This is a genomic window from Raskinella chloraquaticus (SeqCode) (assembly GCF_021731865.1).
Taxonomy (GTDB): domain Bacteria; phylum Pseudomonadota; class Alphaproteobacteria; order Rhizobiales; family UBA4765; genus Raskinella; species Raskinella chloraquaticus.
The window spans coordinates 16,355-32,621 of record NZ_JAKFWN010000026.1 but is presented as its reverse complement, the minus strand read 5'-3'; the positions used below and the strand labels follow the sequence as shown (position 1 = coordinate 32,621).

Below are 16,267 nucleotides of genomic sequence, written 5' to 3'. Positions count from 1 at the left end.
CATGCTTTTGCATCATCATCGCCCCACGCGCACGCTTCCGGCGCCAAGCGCTTATGGCATAGCTTTCACTGCGGCGAAAACGGGGCGATATCGCTTTTATTATCGTAACACAGCGATCACAGCGTCGGCGCGCTGGTCCGGCTATAGGCGTTGGCGGCGCGGTTGAGACGATCACGGTCGACATCCGTGCCTGAGGTATCGCTCGCCGGTTTCAACCCGCTGGCGCCAAGGCTCGCGGCGCCGCGATTGCCTTCGCCAGCAGCACCAACACCGCGCAGAACGCCGCGGATGCCCTGGCCGATGGCGCCAAACTCTTCCTTGCCGATCTGCCCATCGCCATCCTTGTCGAGGCTGGAGAACAGCTTGGAGGTGAATTCGTTCGACCCGTTGCCCGCCTCCTGAAGCGCCAGAAGCGATGACGAATTTCTACCCTCGGGCAGATTGCCCGCCAGGCTCTTGAACTCGTCCTTGGTCAGATTGTTGTCCTTGTTCAGATCAAGGCTCTGAAACAATTTTTGCAGGTCAAATTTTGCCGGGCTGCCCGGCACATTTTGCCGATCAGCCGCCGCTTCCGCACCTTGTGTCGCCGCACTCGTCTTTTGCGCCTGATTGAGGCCCTGACGCGCAACCGAGCTGATTTTCGACAAAAGACCAATCGCCAGAAGGGGTGTGGACATCAGGAAGCCCTCATTTTCAGTTTCAGGAAGCCGGCCGCTTGCTCATCGTCTGCGTTTCGACCGGCACTATCTGCAACAGAACATGCACACTCCGTGCCAAACTCAGCTGACGCCGGTCACTGCTTCAAATCGATCGAGAAACGCCTCGACCGACAGGCGGCGGAAATCAGGCAACGCCTTGTGCAGAGCCTCATGGCTCCACTCCCACCATTGGAGGCGCATCAGGCGATCAGCTGTCTCCTTACTGAAGCGCCGCCGCACGAGCTTGGCCGGCGCACCGGCAACGATGGTGTAGGGGGCGACATCGCGCGAGACCACCGCTCCGGCGGCGATCACCGCGCCGGTCCCGACGCTGCGCCCCGGCAGGATGATCGCGCCATGTCCGATCCATACATCATGGCCGATGGTGACACGCTTGGCGCGCCGCCAGTCGAAGAATTCCGCCTCGTCGGCTTCCCCTTCGAAATAGGCGCTGGCGCGATAGGTGAAATGGGCCTGCGTCGCCCGCTCCATCGGATGATTGCCAGGATTGATCCGCACCATGGCGGCGATCGAGCAGAACTTACCGATATCGCTGTAGATGACATCGCCATCATTGACGATGTAGGAATAATCACCAAGCGCGCTTTCAACGAATTTGGTCCGCTCGCCAATCTCGGTATAGCGGCCAAGCGTGGCGCCTGTGACTTTGGCGCTGTCGTGGATCAACGGCTTGATACCGAGTTTTTTAGGTGCTTGACCTTTTTCAGGCCCCGGCCGACTGGTGTCCAACTTGCTCTCCTTCATTCTTCTGACATGGCATTTGCGCTAGCTCTTGACGATGAACGCTGATCGCACCGCCTCCCCGCCCGCATTCGGCAAACTCATTCTCGTTGTCGGGCCGTCTGGCGTCGGCAAGGACAGTCTGATTAACGCGGCCCGCCGCCATTTCGCCGGCAATCCGGCATTGCTTTTCCCCGCCCGCCACATCACCCGTCCGCCGGAGGCGGGTGGCGAAGTGCATGCGGCAATCAGCAAGGATGAGTTTGTCGCCAGGCAGGCCGCTGGCTTTTATTGCCTCTCCTGGCAGGCGCACGGGCTGGGCTATGGCATACCTCGCGCTGACGTGCTTGAGGCGATCAGCCTGGGAAAAAGCGTTGTGGTGAACGTCTCGCGCCGGATCGTGCCGCAAGCCGAGGCGCTCGGTGTGCCGGTGGCCGTCTTGCATGTCACGGCACAGCCCGAAACCCTCGCCCGACGCCTGGCAGCCCGCGGGCGCGAAAGTGCTGAAGATATCGCCGCGCGCCTGCAGCGGGACGCTCCGCTCATGACCCATACCGCATCCGTGATCGAGATCGCCAATGACGCTGACCTTGCAGCCGGCGAGGCTGCTTTCATCGCCGCTGTGGAGCGCCTTACCCTGTGAAAGCATGGCGCGACACGATGACGAAGCGGCTGCCTTGGGTGTCCTGGCGAAAAAGGACGAGTTCGGCGAGAAAGAACGGGTCAGGCGGCAAGGCGGCGTAGGCATCCCTGAGCACTGCCTCGACCTGTTCCCGCTTCTCCTCACCCACCCTGCCGGTGAGCGTCATGTGGAAGCGGAAGGCATCGAACACGTAAGGATAGCCCCAGCGTTCGAGATAGCCGCGTTCACGGGCCGGCAATTGAGCGGGGTTGCGCCGCCCCATCTCCTCCAGGCTCAAGGCGGCGCGGAAGAGATCAAACGCCTCGACCACATCGCCGGCCAGCGCCTGGAGGCCGGGATTGGCGTTCTTGGGAATCAGGGCGAAAAACGGTCCGAGGCGGGCCACGTGAAGCGAAAAGGCTGGCAGCGCTTGATGCCGGCGGCAAAAATCAGACAACGCGTTCTGCAACGCGCTCTCCCTTTGTCCACCAGCCAGACGAAACGGCGCCTTCAACGTCGCATGGAAGCCGTAGCGGCGCGGCTCGGCCGTGAGGCTATGCCAGTCGGCTCGCGTTATCCCCGCCAGATCGGGCGCGGCCACATCGCCGGGCTTTGCTGCATCATAGCCAAGAAGCCCCGAGCCGAAGCGCCATAACGCCTCATCACGGCGTGGCGCAGCATAAATTGCGTAACGGGCCTCGCTCACAGAGCGCGCACGCCTGCTGAATAAAGCCCGCGCACCACCGGCGTCGTACCGACAAAACGAAAGCGCACGATATCAGCGCGCAAGCCCGGCTTCAGGCGACCACGATCAGTGAGCCGCAACATGTCAGCAGCCCGCCACGTCACATAGCTCATCGCTGTTGCCATCGATTGCCCGAGCGCCCGATGGAGCTCGCCCACAGCCTGCAGAAGGCTGGACGGGACATAGTCCGACGACAGCGCGTCAAGCAGACCAAGCCGTGCCAGATCGCTGGCCGCGACATTGCCCGAATGCGACCCGCCGCGCACCACATTGGGAGCGCCCGCAACCGTCGCCATACCGCGGGCCCTGGCCTCGCGCGCGGCTTCTTCCGTGGTCGGGAATTCAGAGATCGTGCAGCCGGCATCGGCCGCCATGTCGATATGCTCCGCCGTCGTGTCGTCATGGCTTGCCAACGGCACCTGTCGATTGGCGAAGAGGTCGACCACGCGCGGCCAATTGGCGTTCACATAAGCAGGCCCCTCATCCATGCGCAGCTTGAGATCATGATCAATCTGCTGGTCGGTGCGATCTCCCTGCCCCTTGGCATAGGTGATGAGGTGTTCGATTTTACGGAATTGCCGCGTGCCGGGCGTATGATCCATGAGGGAAACCAGTTCAAGCAGCGGCCTGTCGGCATGCGGCTCGATTTCTTCCATCAGATCGGGATTGGTCAGCTCACAGCGCAGATGCAGCTTGTGATCGATGCGGAAATGTCCGCCGAACTGCCCGGTTTCGATCGCCTCGATCATGCGCCCGAACAGATGCTTGCGGTAATCCTTGCCGGTATCAAGCACACCGGCGCAGATCGCGTCATAGACCGTCGTCACGCCAGCAGCAGCCATCTGCGCGTCATGGGCAAGGGCTGCCGACAACCCATCCGGCCAGAACACTTTGGGGCGCGGCATGAAATGACGTTCAAGATTGTCGGTATGCATCTCGATGAGGCCGGGCGCCACGAAATCGCCATCGCAGTCGATGGCGCCCGCAGCCCGGCTCCCGCCCGGCTGCATGTCGGCGATCTTGCCGTCCTTCAGACACAACGTTCCGTGAATTATCTCATCATCAAGGACGAGCATCGCATTGGTCAGTGTCGTTTCTGTCATCAGGCGGCCTGCTTGAAGGGTATCAGATCGAAGCTGCGGGTGGCGATACGCTCGCGCGTCTCGTCATCATGGAAGATGCCGACAATCGCCGTGCCCTTGTGGCGCGCTTCGCCGATGAGGTCCACCACCACGTCGCGATTGCGCTGGTCAAGCGAGGCGGTCGGCTCATCAAGCAGCAGGATCGGCGCCGGATCGACAAAGGTGCGGGCGATGTTGACGCGCTGCTGCTCGCCGCCGGAGAATGTGGCGGGCGCCAGCTTCCACAGCGTCTCGGGCAGATTGAGACGCCCCAGGATCGCGCGCGCGCGCTGATCAGCCTCGCTCTCGTCGACGCCGCGGCTGATCATCGTGTCCTTGACGATGTCGAGCGTCGTGACGCGGGGGATGACCCGCAGGAACTGCGACACATAGCCAAGGGTCCGCCGCCTGACTTCGATGACGAGGCGCGGCGCATCGCCAGCGATATCAATCCACTGCCCCTCATGGCGCACCCGCACCGCGCCGGAACTGGCTTTATAATTGCCGTAGAGAAGGCGCAGGAACGTCGATTTTCCCGTACCCGACGGGCCCGTGAGCACGACGGCCTCGCCCGCCGCAACGCTGAAGCTCACATCCTCGAATACCGGCAGTTGCGCGCCGCCCTGATTGTGCAGGACGAAGCGTTTGCACAGGCCCTGAACCTCGATCATGGCTCTCATCGCCTCACACTCGCCATGCCTTGAAGAATTCGCCATGTCAGCCTCCCTCATGCCTGCAGCACGGCGGAGGTGAGAAGCTGCGTATAGGGATGGTGCGGATCGTCGAGAACCTGATCGGTGAGCCCGGTTTCAACGACATGCCCATCCTTCATCACCATCAGCCGGTCAGTGAGAAGACGCGCAACCGCCAGGTAATGGGTGACGACAATCGCTGAAATTCCAAGGTCGCGCACCAGCACGCGCAGAAGATCGAGGAGCTTTGCCTGCACGGAAACGTCCAACCCGCCGGTCGGCTCATCCATGAACACAAGGCGGGGCTCGGAGACGAGAATGCGGGCAATCTGCAAACGCTGCTGCATGCCGCCTGAAAACTGCGACGGCTTGTGATCGATACGCCCGCCCTCGATCTCGACCCGTGACAGCCAGTCGAGCGCCGTGGCCCTGATCTGCCCGTAATGGCGTTTGCCGACCGCCATCATGCGCTCGCCGACATTGCCGCCGGCCGAAATCCCCATGCGCAGCCCATCGCGGGGGTTCTGGTGGACGATGCCCCATTCGGAGCGCATGAGACGCCGGCGCTCCGGCTCGGGCAGAGCCAGCACATCAACCTCGGCGCCTTGCGTGTTGCGGAAGTGGATATCACCGTTTGTCGGCGCCAGAAGCCCGGCGAGGCACTGCAGCAAGGTGGATTTTCCCGAGCCTGATTCACCGACGATGCCGAGAATTTCACCGGGATAGAGCTCAAACGAAATGCCCTCACATCCGCGCTGGACACCGTAGAATTTGGTCAGCCCATCGACCCGCAACAGCGGCGCGGAGAGGGCAAGCGCTGGCACCATGTCGCCAATCACATTCATGATGAGCCCCCCGTCAGGCGCTGCCCCGCGCTCTGCTCAAGCTGCGTACCCACATGGCCCTCGGCCCGCCTGCCCTCGCAATAATCGGTGTCGGAGCACACAAACATCCGGCTGCCCTGGTCATCGATCACCACCTCGTCGAGATAGCTGTCGCCGGCCCCGCATAATTCGCAAGGTCGCGACCAGCGCTGCACCTGAAACGGATGATCGTCAAAATCGAGGCTCCTGACGGTGGTGTAGGGCGGCACCGCATAGATGCGCTTTTCACGACCGGCTCCGAAGAGCTGCAAGGCCGGCATGTGGTCCATCTTCGGATTGTCGAATTTGGGGATGGGCGTTGGCGCCATGACGTAGCGGCCATTGACGAGCGCCGGATAATCATAGGTGGTGGCGATATGGCCGAAGCGGGCGATATCTTCGTAAAGCCTGACCTGCATCAGCCCGTATTCGCCGTAGCCATGCATCTTGCGGGTTTCCGTTTCCCGCGGCTCAAGCTTGCGCAGGGGTTCGGGCTGCGGCACCTGATAGACCAGCACCTGATCGGCGCTGAGCGGCGCCTCAGGGATACGATGGCGGGTCTGGATGATGGTTGCTTCTTCTGTTGCCTCCGTTGTCGCCACACCGGCAACGCGCGCAAAGAAGCGGCGGATCGACACCGCATTCGTCGTGTCGTCCGCACCCTGATCGATCACCTTCAAAACGTCGTCAGCGCCGATGATTGCCGCCGTGATCTGGATGCCGCCGGTTCCCCAGCCGCGCGCCAGCGGCATCTCGCGGCTGCCAAACGGTACCTGATAGCCCGGCACGGCGATTGCCTTCAGCAGCGCGCGCCGGATCATGCGCTTGGTCTGCTCGTCGAGATAGGCGAAGTTGTAGGTGATGTCCGACGTTGAAGAGGATGCCAAGGTCATTCCGCTGCTTCTCTTCCTAACCCATAGCGCGCCAGCCGCTCTTCAAGCGTGCCGGTGTGCAGTTCAAAGAGATGGTTATCGTGATCATAGAAGTAGATTGAACGCCCTTCACCGCTGACCCTGGATCGCGCCGCGCTTATCTCCAGGCCAAGGGCACGGATACGCTCTTCATAAACCTCAAAATCATGTTCTGAGATTTTGAAAGCGATATGGTTGTAACTGCGTGAGGGCAGCGGATCGCCCTCCATGACAGCAATCCACATACCGCCGATGAGAAAGAATTTTTCCTTTGATATGGAGAAAGTCTGGTCCAGCGAAGAATAGACTTCCACCGCTCCAAGCCCCTCGACGCAAATGCGCGTCATAGCTTCAAGATCACGAACAACGAGCGTGAGATGAGAGAGACCTTCGATCATTCCGCTGCCTCCCTCTTTTCGGTCGTCATCACGCGCTCTGCAATCTCGCGATGCATCCTGCGCAGCAGTTCAAGCTCGCCCTGGAAGTCGACATAATGCGGCAGTTTCAGATGCTCGACGAAGCCGGAGGCTTCCACATTGTCGCAGTGATAGAGGACGAATTCCGCATCCTGCGCCGGATAGCGCACGTCTTCGCCAAGTTCATCGGCCTTCAGCGCCCGGTCGACCAGCGACATCGCCATCACCTTGCGCTCGGCATGGCCGAAGGCGAGACCGTAGCCACGGGTGAATTGCGGCGGCTGATCCTTTGAGCCGGCAAACTGGTTGACCATCTGGCATTCGCTGAGCGTGATGTCACCGATGTCGATGGCAAAACCCAGCTCTTCCGGCACGATCTCGACCGATACTTCGCCAAGACGGATTTCACCGACAAAGGGATGCGAATGGCCAAAGCCACGCTGCACGGAGTAGGCAAGGCCCAGCAGATACCCTTCATCACCACGCGCCAGCACCTGCAGGCGCTCATCGCGCTCGGCCGGAAATTCCAGCGGCTGGCGCGTGATATCGAACGGCGCTTCATCGCCAGGCGGCGGCAATTCGCGCTCCATCAGGCCTTCGGCGCCCAGAATATCGGGAACGCGTGGCATGTTCTCGTCAAGCGCCTCTTGCGCCGGCTGAACGCTGCCGCGCTCGCCCTCACTGTCCATCAGCGAAAAATCAAACAGCCGATGCGTGTAATCATAGGTAGGCCCCAGCACCTGCCCGCCCGGAAGGTCCTTGTAGGTGGCTGAGACGCGACGGCGGATCAGCATGCGCGCCGTATCAACCGGCAGGCTCGCGCCAAAGCGCGGCAGGGTGGTACGATAAGCGCGCAGCAGGAAGGCCGCTTCGATGAGATCGCCCTGCGCCTGCTTGATGGCAAGCGCAGCCAGCTCGCGGTCATAGATCGAGCCCTCGTTCATCACCCGGTCAACAGCGATGCCAAGCTGGCTGGCGATCTGCGCCACGTCGAGCTCGGGCAGCAGCGGGTCACCCCGCCTGGTTTGCGCGATGAGATCATGGCTGGCGAGAATGGCCTTTTCGCCGCCCTTGACTGCGACATACACGGCTCAGCCCTCCACCATCAGTGCTAAAGCGCTCGAGCGCGGCAAGCCCATCATCTCGTGTCCAGCGCACAGGAAACAATCAACACCAAGCGGGTAGAGGCGATGATTTTCACCCATCGCCTGCCAGAACGCGGTCGAAAGGCCGGCGGGAGAGAGTGTCACGGTGTTCCTGATGCCGGGACCGCTCGCGCGCACGCCCTGTCCACCGGTGAGCGCCGGCACATCGACAAGAAGGGTCGCCGAGCGGTCGGGATAGCGATCCTCGCCGATCGACAGCTGCGCCAACACGGCGCCAGCGCCATGCGCTCGACTGGCAGCGAACATGGCGAGCGCCGGATCATCGACCAGAGGCACGCCGGTATGAAACCGCACATAGGCGCGCAAACTCTCATCGCCAAGATCGGGCGCCAGCCATAGCGGCGTTTCGAAATCAGCCAGCGTCAGCAGCAGCGCCACAAGGGCTGGTGAGACGCCCTCAGGCACATCGCCAGGCGGGGTTATCGCCTGCGCCAGTCCCGGACGGGCGAGCGCCGACATGGTTGCTCTGAAGACCTCTTGTGCGCCTGCAACCGGATCGACGAAACCGCGACCAACCTGGCGAAGATCAAGACCCGACATCTGTGACATGGTTCAGCCGTCGCCCCGCACCAGCGTAAAGAAATCGACCTTTGTCGCGGCGGCCTGGCGTGAGCGCAGATCCCGCGCCGCCTGCTGCTGTCGTGCCAGCGGGCGGATATGATGCTCATAGAGGTCAGCGCCGCCTGAAGCCGCCTGCAGCAACGCATCAAGCACTGCCGCGAGTTCCGCATGGCGCCGGTCACGCCCCAAGGCATAGGCAACGCCGGCGGTGCCCTCGTCCAGCCGCACCGTACAGCGTGTCACACTTGCTTCACCCAGATTGAATTGGCGTCCGCTGCCACCGGCCCGCGCCCTCACCATGATGGCGCCACTCTCCGGCGGGCGCAGCAGCGTGTAACCGGGCACCGTCGGCAGATCGGCAAGAACCGCTTCCAGATCGCACCGCGAAGCGCGCGCGAGAACCGCCAGCCAGTCGCGACGGCGCGCCGTGATGTCTGCAGTTTCCCTGGGAAGCGCGCTGGATGGATGCGTCATCTGTCTCACGAATGATAGCTGGGCAGTCTGGATTGTTATAAGGTCTAGACCATTTATAGGTCTAGATCAATACATATGTTTTGTTGTAGACTGGCATCGTGACGCTGAGGTGACATTGCGATGGACGCTATCGACAACATCGTGCGCGATACCGACCAGCCTGCAAGCGGGCGCAACGCCCCGCGCTGGCGCCGGATTGCCGAGGAACTGGAACAGGATATCCGCAACGGCGTGGTGCCAACCGGCAGTCCGCTGCCGACGGTGCTTGAACTCGCAAGCCGGTTTGCGGTCAATCGCCACACCGTGCGTCAGGCACTGCAATTCCTGCAGATGCGCGGGCTGGTATCGATTGAACAGGGACGCGGCACCTTTGTCCGCCGCCCGACATTTGATTACCGCCTCGGGCGTCGTGTCCGCTTCGCTGACAGCTTCATCGGCGATAGCAGCACCGACAATACGCTGATCGGGGCGATGGAGGTTGAGGAGGCGCTCGACAAGGACGCCCATCGCCTCAATCTCCCGGTTGGCACCCTGCTGTGGCGTTTCCGCACCCTGCGCCATGCCGGTGGCGCGCCGCTGGCGACCAGCACGCACTGTCTTGAGCATGCCCGCTGGCCGGACTTCGACCGCCACTTCGTGCGCGCCGGCATGTCATTCACGCGCGCACTCGCCTCTTACGGCCTGAGCGATTATGTCCGTCTCTCAACCCGCATCAGCGCGGTATTGCCAACCCCGCAGGAACAGGAATTGCTGAACATCTCCAGCACCGAGCCCCTGCTCCTGTCACGCGCCATCGACGGCGTCTCGGTCGATGACCCCATTCATGCCGTCACCACCGCCTTCATCGGCGCGCGCATCGACTTTGTCGTCGAGCCGCCTGTCGGATGACTAAATTCGGCTTGCCTTGCGCGATCGTATCGCCCTGCGCTAAGAGTGCGCAATGCAGGACCGTTCAATGACCAGTTCAAAATCCGTCCCTTCGCCTCGGCGCAGCGCCGTCACCGTCATCGCCGCCATTATCCTTGTGGCAAGCGAAGTGCTGGCCGCAGCGATTGCCGGTGCCTGGGCGATCGCCGGCTTGTTGAAGCTGGGCGACATCCTGTTCTGGGGACTGCAACTGGTGATGGTAGGCGGCGCCATGATGGCCATTATCGCCTTTGCCCGCCAGGCGATGCGCGTTGAACCGGTTTTCGGCAGCCGCAAACGTTAGGCATTCAAAGAACCTGTCGCGTCATCTGGCGCCGGTGTATCGTTGGCGTCGGCTCGATCATCGCCGCTTCCACATCGCTGGCCAACTCGGCAAACGCCGCCCGTGGATCAAGAAACGCATCGCCCCAGCGCCCGTCGCGATTGACCTCGATATAGGCGAGCCGGATGATGGCAAGCGGTGTCGCACCTGCCTCCACCGGACGCCCCAGCACGACTGCAAACCAATGCCGGATCGCCGCTTCGGCTGCCTGATCAAGCTGTTCGACGATCAGATCAAATCCAACGCCGCCGGCAAGCGCCGCAAGCGCCTTGTCGCTGAGCAAGGTCGTGAGCCGCTCCCGCGCCATGTCGCTCACAACGCCAAATGAGCGACACCACAGCCGCGCCACCGGATCAACCGCCGCCGCCAGTGCCGCTGCGCGCTGCAGGGAGTGGCTGTTCATGAGCGCATGGGCTTCTCGGGTCAGATTGTCGTCAAACATCGGCATTTCCTTGGCATCGGCGGCAGGCGAGATATGGCCTTGAACCACGACGGCACCCTATAGTTCCTAACCTTAAATGAGATGATTAAAAGATGAAGCCGAGGCGCAAGGCCTCTTTTGCGCAAGAAAAAGGCAAAGCCAGGTCAATTCGGCAGCGCCATCCGCCCCGCCATGATCTGGTCGAGCGGCTTGACGGGGAACGACAGAAGTTTGATTTTTTCATCGCGCGTCAATGAGTGCGGGCCGATGCGCGCCAGCTTTTCGTAAAGGAGCGCCACCTCGACCCGCACCCGCTCGGAGGGTGCGGCGTCGGGAATAAGTGCGGCATGGAGTGCGCTTGCCGTCGGATCTTCAAGAATCTTGAGAAGCCCGCTGTCAACCGCCACCGCCGGCTCGCAGCGTAACGCTTCCGCGCGCGCCAGCTCACGGGCAGGCGCTGTCTCATCGGGCGTCAGAAACAGACGATGGCGCGCGGCCATCCGCCCCAGATCAAGGCGGCTCGACAGATGGGTCAGCACTGGCGCCACGATCATGCCGGCGAGCACCGGTGTCATCCACCAGAAAAACCCCGGATTGAACCAGTAGGCAACCCCGCTCCAGACCAGACCGATGACCACATGCACCCAATGCGCGCGAACCGCCGCGCCAAGCGCCACGCCCCGATCATCGCGCGACTGGCTGTCCCATTGCACCACAAAGCCGCAAAGATTGCTGGCAACGAAATAGGAATGAAACAACATCATGATCGGCGCCAGCAATGCGGAAAAAATGAGCTCGATCACGGCTGAAACGATCAGCCCGACCGCTCCGCCGTAAAGCCGCGCCCGGCTGGGGTGACAGGCCGCCATCACGATCGACAGCAGCTTCGGGATCACCAGCATGCCAAGCGTAATCGCCAGCAGCGTCAGCATGTCGCCGGCCCGATCAATCGGCCAGGTGGGAAAAAGCGACAGCGAGCCGGTGAAGAAGCGATGCCCCTTCTGGGCCGTTTCCCACGCTGTCAGCGTCGAGAAGATCAGCAGCGCAAGCCACAGCGGCGATGACACGAAGGCCATCACCCCCATGAACAGATGAAGCCGCGATAATGGCTTGATGCGGGTGGCAAAGACGACGCGGATATGTTGCAGATTGCCCTGGCACCAGCGCCGGTCGCGCGCCGCATAATCGAGGATGTTGGAGGGCAGTTCCTCCCACGATCCCTCAATGTCGGGAACCAGCCACACCTTCCAGCCAGCGCGGCGCAACAAGGCCGCCTCGACGAAATCATGACTGAGGATGGCGCCACCCAGCGGCGGCCGCCCGGGCAGATGCGGCAGGCCGCAGCACTCGATGAAGGCCTCGGTCCGGATGATGGCGTTATGGCCCCAGTAATTGCCCGAGCCCAGCTGCCAGAAGGCAAGCCCCGCCGTCATCGTCGGACCATGAACGTGGCTGATGAATTGCAGAATGCGGGCAAACAGCGTCGAGCGCCCCGTCGGCTGCGGCGGCGCCTGGATGAGGCCGACCCTGGGATTGGCCTCCATCAGCGCGGCCATGACGGCGAGTGCTTCGCCCGTCATCGTCGAATCGGCATCAAACACCACCATGAAATCATAGCCGGCTGCCCATTTCTCGCAGAAATCCATCAGATTTCCCGATTTGCGCTCGGTATTGAATTCGCGCCGCCGGTAGAACACTTTTCCGCGCAATTTCAGAGCCTGCCGCAACGCCCCCCATTCCAGCTCCTCGGCAATCCAGATGTCGGGATCGCGCGAATCCGACAGGACGAAGAAATCGAAGGCGGAGGCGAGGTTGAGGCGATCAAGCGATTCGTAGACGGAGCGGATGCGGGCAAACACCGCATGCGGCTCCTCATTGTAGACGGGAACGACAATCGCCGTGCGCGATGACAGGCTTTTGGGCACAGGCCGCAGGGTGGCGCGCCTCAGGCTGATGGGATCGCGCTTCGTCAGGCACAACGCCAGCCCGGTGATGGCACTGATGAACGAAAGCGCGATCCACAGGAAGTTGACGGTAAACAGGCTGACGATCATCGCTTCAAAGAATGTCAGCCCGTCGCTGCCCAGAATATCCAGCATCGACATCGAGGCAATCGCCGTCAGCAGCAGGACGGAACCGAAAAAAACAACACGCCGCAACCCCGCCGCCGGCCCGTGCAACCGATAAACGTCGCTCACCTTCTCCAGCCCAAGATCAGCCATCCTGGCGCCATGGATAGATCCACGTTTCCGACAACGTCTTGTCGCCTGCCCGCAGATAGGCCCGCAGATCGGTTGTGGAATTGGGCGGCGCCTTGAAGTCGAATACGGCGCGGATACCTGCGATATCAGGATTGGCGATGACGAATTTGCGCAGGATCTGCCCCGATGGCGCCGAGGGCATCACCTCGACTTCACCCGGCGCGCGCATGAAATAGGCAAGCTCGCCGCCGGCAAAATCAATGAGGAAGCGCCGTACCGTCGGGTCGTTATGCTCAGCCGCTTCATGGCTGAGAAGGCGCTTGCTGAAGGTATTGACGACCCGCCCGCCGGGATGATCGACATCGACATTGCTCACCGACATCAACGCACGCAACCGGTAGGCAAAACTGATCGGCTCGCCGACTTTCAGCTCGCTGCGCGGCACCCAGAAGGCCGAGATATTATCATTGGTCTCATCCGGCGTCGGGATTTCGATCAGCTCGACATGCCCCTCGCCCCACGCGCCCACCGGTTCGATCCAGTACGTCGGGCGCGCCTCATAGCGCAGATCGAGATCCTGATAATGGTCAAAGGCGCGATCACGCTGAACCAGCCCGAAGCCCCTCATATTATTGTCGAGGAAGGCTGAGACGGCGAGGCCGTTCGGGTTGCGCAAAGGCCGCCATATCCATTCCCCCGCGCCCGTATGGATCAAAAGCCCATCCGAATCATGGACCTTCGGGCGATAATCGGTGGCCGGTCGTGACTGGTTCTCGCCATAAAAGAACATCGAGGAGAGCGGCGCGAGCCCGAGCTTGCGGATCGGCTTGCGGGCAAAAAGCGTCACCTGCACCGTGAGCTGCGATGCTTCACCCGGGTAGAGCGCGAACGCATAGGCTCCCGTCACCGAGGGGCTGTCGAGCAGCGCATAGATCATAATCTGCTCGCCACCGGGCGCTGGCGGCACGATCCAGAATTCGCGGAAGGACGGAAATTCCTCGCCGCTGGAGACAGCCGTATCAATCGCCAGTCCGCGCGCCGACAGACCGTAGCGCTGGCCGCGTCCGAGCAAGCGAAAATAGCTTGCACCCAGAAACGAGATCAACTCATCGAAAAGCTTCGGTTGATTGAGAGGATAATGCAGACGAAAGCCGGCAAACCCCAACGTTTCGGGAAGGGGCGGGTCGAATTTGTTGCGCCCGAGATCGAAGAGATCGGAACGATAGGTGATCGGCTGGGCAACGCCGTCACGGACAATCGAGACACTGACCGGCCGCGTATAAAGAAACCCGAGATGAAACATCTGCAGGCGATAGCGGCTGCCTTCTTCATCCAGCAAGGCGCGATCGCGGCGAAAACGCAGGTCACGATAGGCGTCAAAACCAAGCTGACGCAAATTGTCTGGTGCCTGCGGACCCGGCTGGAAACCTTGCTGGCTCAGCGCCCGCGCCCGGGCGATGACCGAATCAAAGGCAAAAGCCGGCGTTTGCGCCGCGAGCCCGCCGGGGAGCATCACATGACCGCCGAGTATTGTGGCCGTTTTAAAAAAATCGCGCCGTCGCATGAGCGTCGATCGCTCCATTTCCTGCCAGCATCGCCCCTGCATCATTGCCCAAACGTCAACGCTGCATGATCGCGCTTTCCCCTCGCACACATCGACGGAACTGGCAACGCAGCGCATTTTGTTAAGTCACTGTTCATCCTCAGCAACTCTTTCCTCAAAAAAGAAGAAAAACTGAAGCCGCCGCGCCGTTTTTCTCTTGCGTGCGATGGTCAATTGCCTCATATAGCGCTCACCCAATTCTGCACGTGCCTGTGGTCGCGTGCTGGTCGGTGGGCATCCGGACAAGAGGCCGGACAGCCGCCCGATGCAAATGAATGGCGAGGGATCGTCATTCGGGGTGCGTTACGCACCGAGCATCGAACCTCGACCGGCAGCCGGAATAGACCGGTGAACCCCGTCCTCCGCGGGGGACGCGACTTGAAGCAACGACGGAGCGGGTCTTTTCGGTCTCAGCCGGTTTCCACCGCCGGCGGTCTGTCGAGGCTTGTCCATCTTGCCCGGCGTGCGGAGCGGTCTCCCGTTCCAATCCACGGCATATCATTCGCGGGGCCGGTCGCTACCGGCCTGCTATTGATGCCCATGACGTCCTGCCTCCACAGCAGGCGCATGATCACATTGATAGCCTTGGGTTAACGCCTTGCGGCATGGGAGATACCGCAATGAGCGATCGCATTCGCAACTACCTCGCCGCTCATCGTTTCGATGAGCCTGTCATGGTGCTCGATCTCAATCGCGTTCGGGACAATTACCTGGCCTTTGCCAAGGCCTTGCCTGACACGCGCGTGTTCTATGCAGTGAAAGCCAACCCGGCGCCGGAAGTGTTGTCGCTTCTGGCGGATCTTGGCTCCTGCTTTGACATCGCCTCCGTGCAGGAATTGCAGATGGCGCTGGCCGCTGGTGCGACGCCCGATCGCATTTCGTTTGGCAACACGATCAAGAAGGAAGCGGATGTTGCGCGCGCCTATGGGCTTGGCATCCGTCTCTTTGCCGTTGATTGCGTGGCTGAAGTGGAAAAGATCGCCCGTGCCGCACCTGGCTCGAAAGTGTTCTGCCGCGTGCTCTGCGACGGGGCAGGCGCCGAATGGCCGCTATCGCGCAAATTCGGCTGCGAGCCGCAGATGGCGGTCGATGTGCTCGAACACGCCCATCGCCTCGGGCTGATCGCCCATGGGGTCTCGTTCCATGTCGGATCGCAACAGCGCAATCCGAACATGTGGAACGAGGCGCTTGCCATGGCCTCGAAAGTGTTCCGCGATTGCGCTGATCGCGGCATTACGCTTGCCATGGTCAATCTCGGTGGCGGCTTTCCGACCAAATACCTGAAGGCGGTGCCGAAGGTACAAGCCTATGGCAACGCCATCTTCGAGGCGCTGCGCCGCCATTTCGGCAACCGCATCCCGGAGACCATCATCGAGCCTGGCCGGGGCATGGTGGGCAATGCCGGCATCATCCAGGCCGAGGTGGTTCTCGTTTCGAAGAAGCGCGAGGATGATGACGTGCGCTGGGTCTATCTCGACATCGGCAAATTCGGCGGTCTCGCCGAGACGATGGACGAATCGATCCGCTACGCCATCAAAACGCCGCGCGACGGCGCAGCCCTTGAGCCCTGCGTTCTGGCGGGCCCGACCTGCGATTCGATGGATGTGATGTATGAGAAAGAGCCCTACATGCTGCCTATCTCGCTCGAGATCGGCGACAAGGTTCTGATCGAAGGCACCGGCGCCTATACCACTACCTATGCGGCAGTGGCCTTCAACGGCTTTCCGCCCTTGCGCCAGATCGTCATCTGATCCGCTGCGCCGGCCCTGCGGGGCCGGCGGCT

The 16,267-nt window shown here is 61.6% G+C and carries 18 protein-coding genes; 4 read left to right on the top strand and 14 right to left on the bottom strand.

What is annotated here, in order from left to right; genetic code table 11:
- Positions 1-116: 116 nt before the first annotated feature.
- A complete protein-coding gene (locus ACINK1_RS09380) occupies positions 117-677 on the bottom strand; it encodes an EF-hand domain-containing protein (RefSeq protein WP_376801574.1) in 561 nt (186 codons plus the stop codon).
- 102 nt (positions 678-779) lie between these two features.
- On the bottom strand, positions 780-1,448 hold the full coding sequence (locus tag ACINK1_RS09375; protein WP_376801573.1) for a chloramphenicol acetyltransferase: 669 nt from the start codon (positions 1,446-1,448) through the stop codon (positions 780-782).
- 49 nt (positions 1,449-1,497) lie between these two features.
- On the opposite strand from ACINK1_RS09375, the gene phnN reads away from it, so the two are divergent.
- Positions 1,498-2,082, top strand: coding sequence for a phosphonate metabolism protein/1,5-bisphosphokinase (PRPP-forming) PhnN (gene phnN, locus ACINK1_RS09370; RefSeq protein ID WP_376801572.1), 585 nt, complete (start codon positions 1,498-1,500; stop codon positions 2,080-2,082).
- Here the strand turns inward: phnN and ACINK1_RS09365 are convergent.
- Genes ACINK1_RS09365 through phnG form a run of 9 tightly spaced genes read right to left on the bottom strand, consistent with a single transcriptional unit; the run spans position 2,072 to position 9,010 of the window.
- Positions 2,072-2,767, bottom strand: coding sequence for a DUF1045 domain-containing protein (locus ACINK1_RS09365; RefSeq protein WP_376801571.1), 696 nt, complete (start codon positions 2,765-2,767; stop codon positions 2,072-2,074). The genes phnN and ACINK1_RS09365 overlap by 11 nt on opposite strands.
- Positions 2,764-3,909: an alpha-D-ribose 1-methylphosphonate 5-triphosphate diphosphatase gene (locus ACINK1_RS09360; RefSeq protein ID WP_376801570.1), complete on the bottom strand. Its 1,146-nt coding sequence runs from the start codon at positions 3,907-3,909 to the stop codon at positions 2,764-2,766. The genes ACINK1_RS09365 and ACINK1_RS09360 overlap by 4 nt, the downstream gene beginning before the upstream one ends.
- On the bottom strand, positions 3,909-4,607 hold the full coding sequence (gene phnL / locus ACINK1_RS09355) for a phosphonate C-P lyase system protein PhnL (protein WP_376801614.1): 699 nt from the start codon (positions 4,605-4,607) through the stop codon (positions 3,909-3,911). The genes ACINK1_RS09360 and phnL overlap by 1 nt, the downstream gene beginning before the upstream one ends.
- Positions 4,608-4,654: 47 nt before the next feature.
- Positions 4,655-5,464 (bottom strand): phosphonate C-P lyase system protein PhnK, encoded by an 810-nt coding sequence (phnK, locus tag ACINK1_RS09350; RefSeq protein WP_395760084.1) that lies wholly within the window; start codon positions 5,462-5,464, stop codon positions 4,655-4,657.
- A complete protein-coding gene (locus ACINK1_RS09345; protein ID WP_376801568.1) occupies positions 5,461-6,375 on the bottom strand; it encodes an alpha-D-ribose 1-methylphosphonate 5-phosphate C-P-lyase PhnJ in 915 nt (304 codons plus the stop codon). The genes phnK and ACINK1_RS09345 overlap by 4 nt, the downstream gene beginning before the upstream one ends.
- The gene (gene fosX, locus ACINK1_RS09340; protein ID WP_376801567.1) at positions 6,372-6,791 is read right to left on the bottom strand and encodes a FosX/FosE/FosI family fosfomycin resistance hydrolase; all 420 of its coding nucleotides are present in this window, start codon (positions 6,789-6,791) and stop codon (positions 6,372-6,374) included. Before fosX ends, ACINK1_RS09345 begins: the two co-directional genes overlap by 4 nt.
- Positions 6,788-7,897, bottom strand: a complete 1,110-nt coding sequence (locus tag ACINK1_RS09335; protein WP_376801566.1) for a carbon-phosphorus lyase complex subunit PhnI — start codon at positions 7,895-7,897, stop codon at positions 6,788-6,790. The genes fosX and ACINK1_RS09335 overlap by 4 nt, the downstream gene beginning before the upstream one ends.
- Before the next feature lie 3 nt (positions 7,898-7,900).
- Positions 7,901-8,524, bottom strand: a complete 624-nt coding sequence (phnH, locus tag ACINK1_RS09330; RefSeq protein ID WP_376801565.1) for a phosphonate C-P lyase system protein PhnH — start codon at positions 8,522-8,524, stop codon at positions 7,901-7,903.
- A gap of 3 nt (positions 8,525-8,527) precedes the next feature.
- Entirely contained in the window at positions 8,528-9,010 is a 483-nt protein-coding gene (gene phnG, locus ACINK1_RS09325; protein ID WP_376801564.1) for a phosphonate C-P lyase system protein PhnG, read from the bottom strand.
- A 120-nt stretch (positions 9,011-9,130) separates the two neighbouring features.
- On the opposite strand from phnG, the gene phnF reads away from it, so the two are divergent.
- Positions 9,131-9,898, top strand: a complete 768-nt coding sequence (phnF, locus tag ACINK1_RS09320; RefSeq protein WP_376801563.1) for a phosphonate metabolism transcriptional regulator PhnF — start codon at positions 9,131-9,133, stop codon at positions 9,896-9,898.
- 67 nt (positions 9,899-9,965) lie between these two features.
- Positions 9,966-10,220, top strand: a complete 255-nt coding sequence (locus tag ACINK1_RS09315) for a hypothetical protein (RefSeq protein ID WP_376801562.1) — start codon at positions 9,966-9,968, stop codon at positions 10,218-10,220.
- 4 nt (positions 10,221-10,224) lie between these two features.
- On the opposite strand, the gene ACINK1_RS09310 is transcribed toward ACINK1_RS09315, so the two are convergent.
- The 3 genes from ACINK1_RS09310 to ACINK1_RS09300 all read right to left on the bottom strand — a co-directional run bounded on the left by ACINK1_RS09310 (position 10,225) and on the right by ACINK1_RS09300 (position 14,394).
- Positions 10,225-10,749, bottom strand: a complete 525-nt coding sequence (locus tag ACINK1_RS09310) for a hypothetical protein (RefSeq protein ID WP_376801561.1) — start codon at positions 10,747-10,749, stop codon at positions 10,225-10,227.
- Positions 10,750-10,844: 95 nt separating this feature from the next.
- Positions 10,845-12,902: a glucans biosynthesis glucosyltransferase MdoH gene (gene mdoH / locus ACINK1_RS09305; protein WP_376801560.1), complete on the bottom strand. Its 2,058-nt coding sequence runs from the start codon at positions 12,900-12,902 to the stop codon at positions 10,845-10,847.
- Positions 12,895-14,394, bottom strand: a complete 1,500-nt coding sequence (locus ACINK1_RS09300; RefSeq protein ID WP_376801559.1) for a glucan biosynthesis protein — start codon at positions 14,392-14,394, stop codon at positions 12,895-12,897. Before ACINK1_RS09300 ends, mdoH begins: the two co-directional genes overlap by 8 nt.
- A 710-nt stretch (positions 14,395-15,104) precedes the next feature.
- On the opposite strand from ACINK1_RS09300, the gene ACINK1_RS09295 reads away from it, so the two are divergent.
- Entirely contained in the window at positions 15,105-16,235 is a 1,131-nt protein-coding gene (locus ACINK1_RS09295; protein ID WP_376801558.1) for a type III PLP-dependent enzyme, read from the top strand.
- Positions 16,236-16,267 lie beyond the last annotated feature (32 nt).

What these genes read in the sequence shown, in the direction of transcription:
- phnH (WP_376801565.1), bottom strand. Translation starts at nt 8,524, where the DNA reads ATGTCACAGATGTCGGGTCTTGATCTTCGCCAGGTTGGTCGCGGTTTC.
- ACINK1_RS09315 (WP_376801562.1), top strand. Translation starts at nt 9,966, where the DNA reads ATGACCAGTTCAAAATCCGTCCCTTCGCCTCGGCGCAGCGCCGTCACC.
- phnF (WP_376801563.1), top strand. Translation starts at nt 9,131, where the DNA reads ATGGACGCTATCGACAACATCGTGCGCGATACCGACCAGCCTGCAAGC.
- ACINK1_RS09345 (WP_376801568.1), bottom strand. Translation starts at nt 6,375, where the DNA reads ATGACCTTGGCATCCTCTTCAACGTCGGACATCACCTACAACTTCGCC.
- ACINK1_RS09300 (WP_376801559.1), bottom strand. Translation starts at nt 14,394, where the DNA reads ATGCTCCCCGGCGGGCTCGCGGCGCAAACGCCGGCTTTTGCCTTTGAT.
- ACINK1_RS09380 (WP_376801574.1), bottom strand. Translation starts at nt 677, where the DNA reads ATGTCCACACCCCTTCTGGCGATTGGTCTTTTGTCGAAAATCAGCTCG.
- phnK (WP_395760084.1), bottom strand. Translation starts at nt 5,464, where the DNA reads ATGAATGTGATTGGCGACATGGTGCCAGCGCTTGCCCTCTCCGCGCCG.
- phnG (WP_376801564.1), bottom strand. Translation starts at nt 9,010, where the DNA reads ATGACGCATCCATCCAGCGCGCTTCCCAGGGAAACTGCAGACATCACG.
- phnL (WP_376801614.1), bottom strand. Translation starts at nt 4,607, where the DNA reads ATGAGAGCCATGATCGAGGTTCAGGGCCTGTGCAAACGCTTCGTCCTG.
- mdoH (WP_376801560.1), bottom strand. Translation starts at nt 12,902, where the DNA reads ATGGCTGATCTTGGGCTGGAGAAGGTGAGCGACGTTTATCGGTTGCAC.
- fosX (WP_376801567.1), bottom strand. Translation starts at nt 6,791, where the DNA reads ATGATCGAAGGTCTCTCTCATCTCACGCTCGTTGTTCGTGATCTTGAA.
- ACINK1_RS09295 (WP_376801558.1), top strand. Translation starts at nt 15,105, where the DNA reads ATGAGCGATCGCATTCGCAACTACCTCGCCGCTCATCGTTTCGATGAG.
- phnN (WP_376801572.1), top strand. Translation starts at nt 1,498, where the DNA reads ATGAACGCTGATCGCACCGCCTCCCCGCCCGCATTCGGCAAACTCATT.
- ACINK1_RS09360 (WP_376801570.1), bottom strand. Translation starts at nt 3,909, where the DNA reads ATGACAGAAACGACACTGACCAATGCGATGCTCGTCCTTGATGATGAG.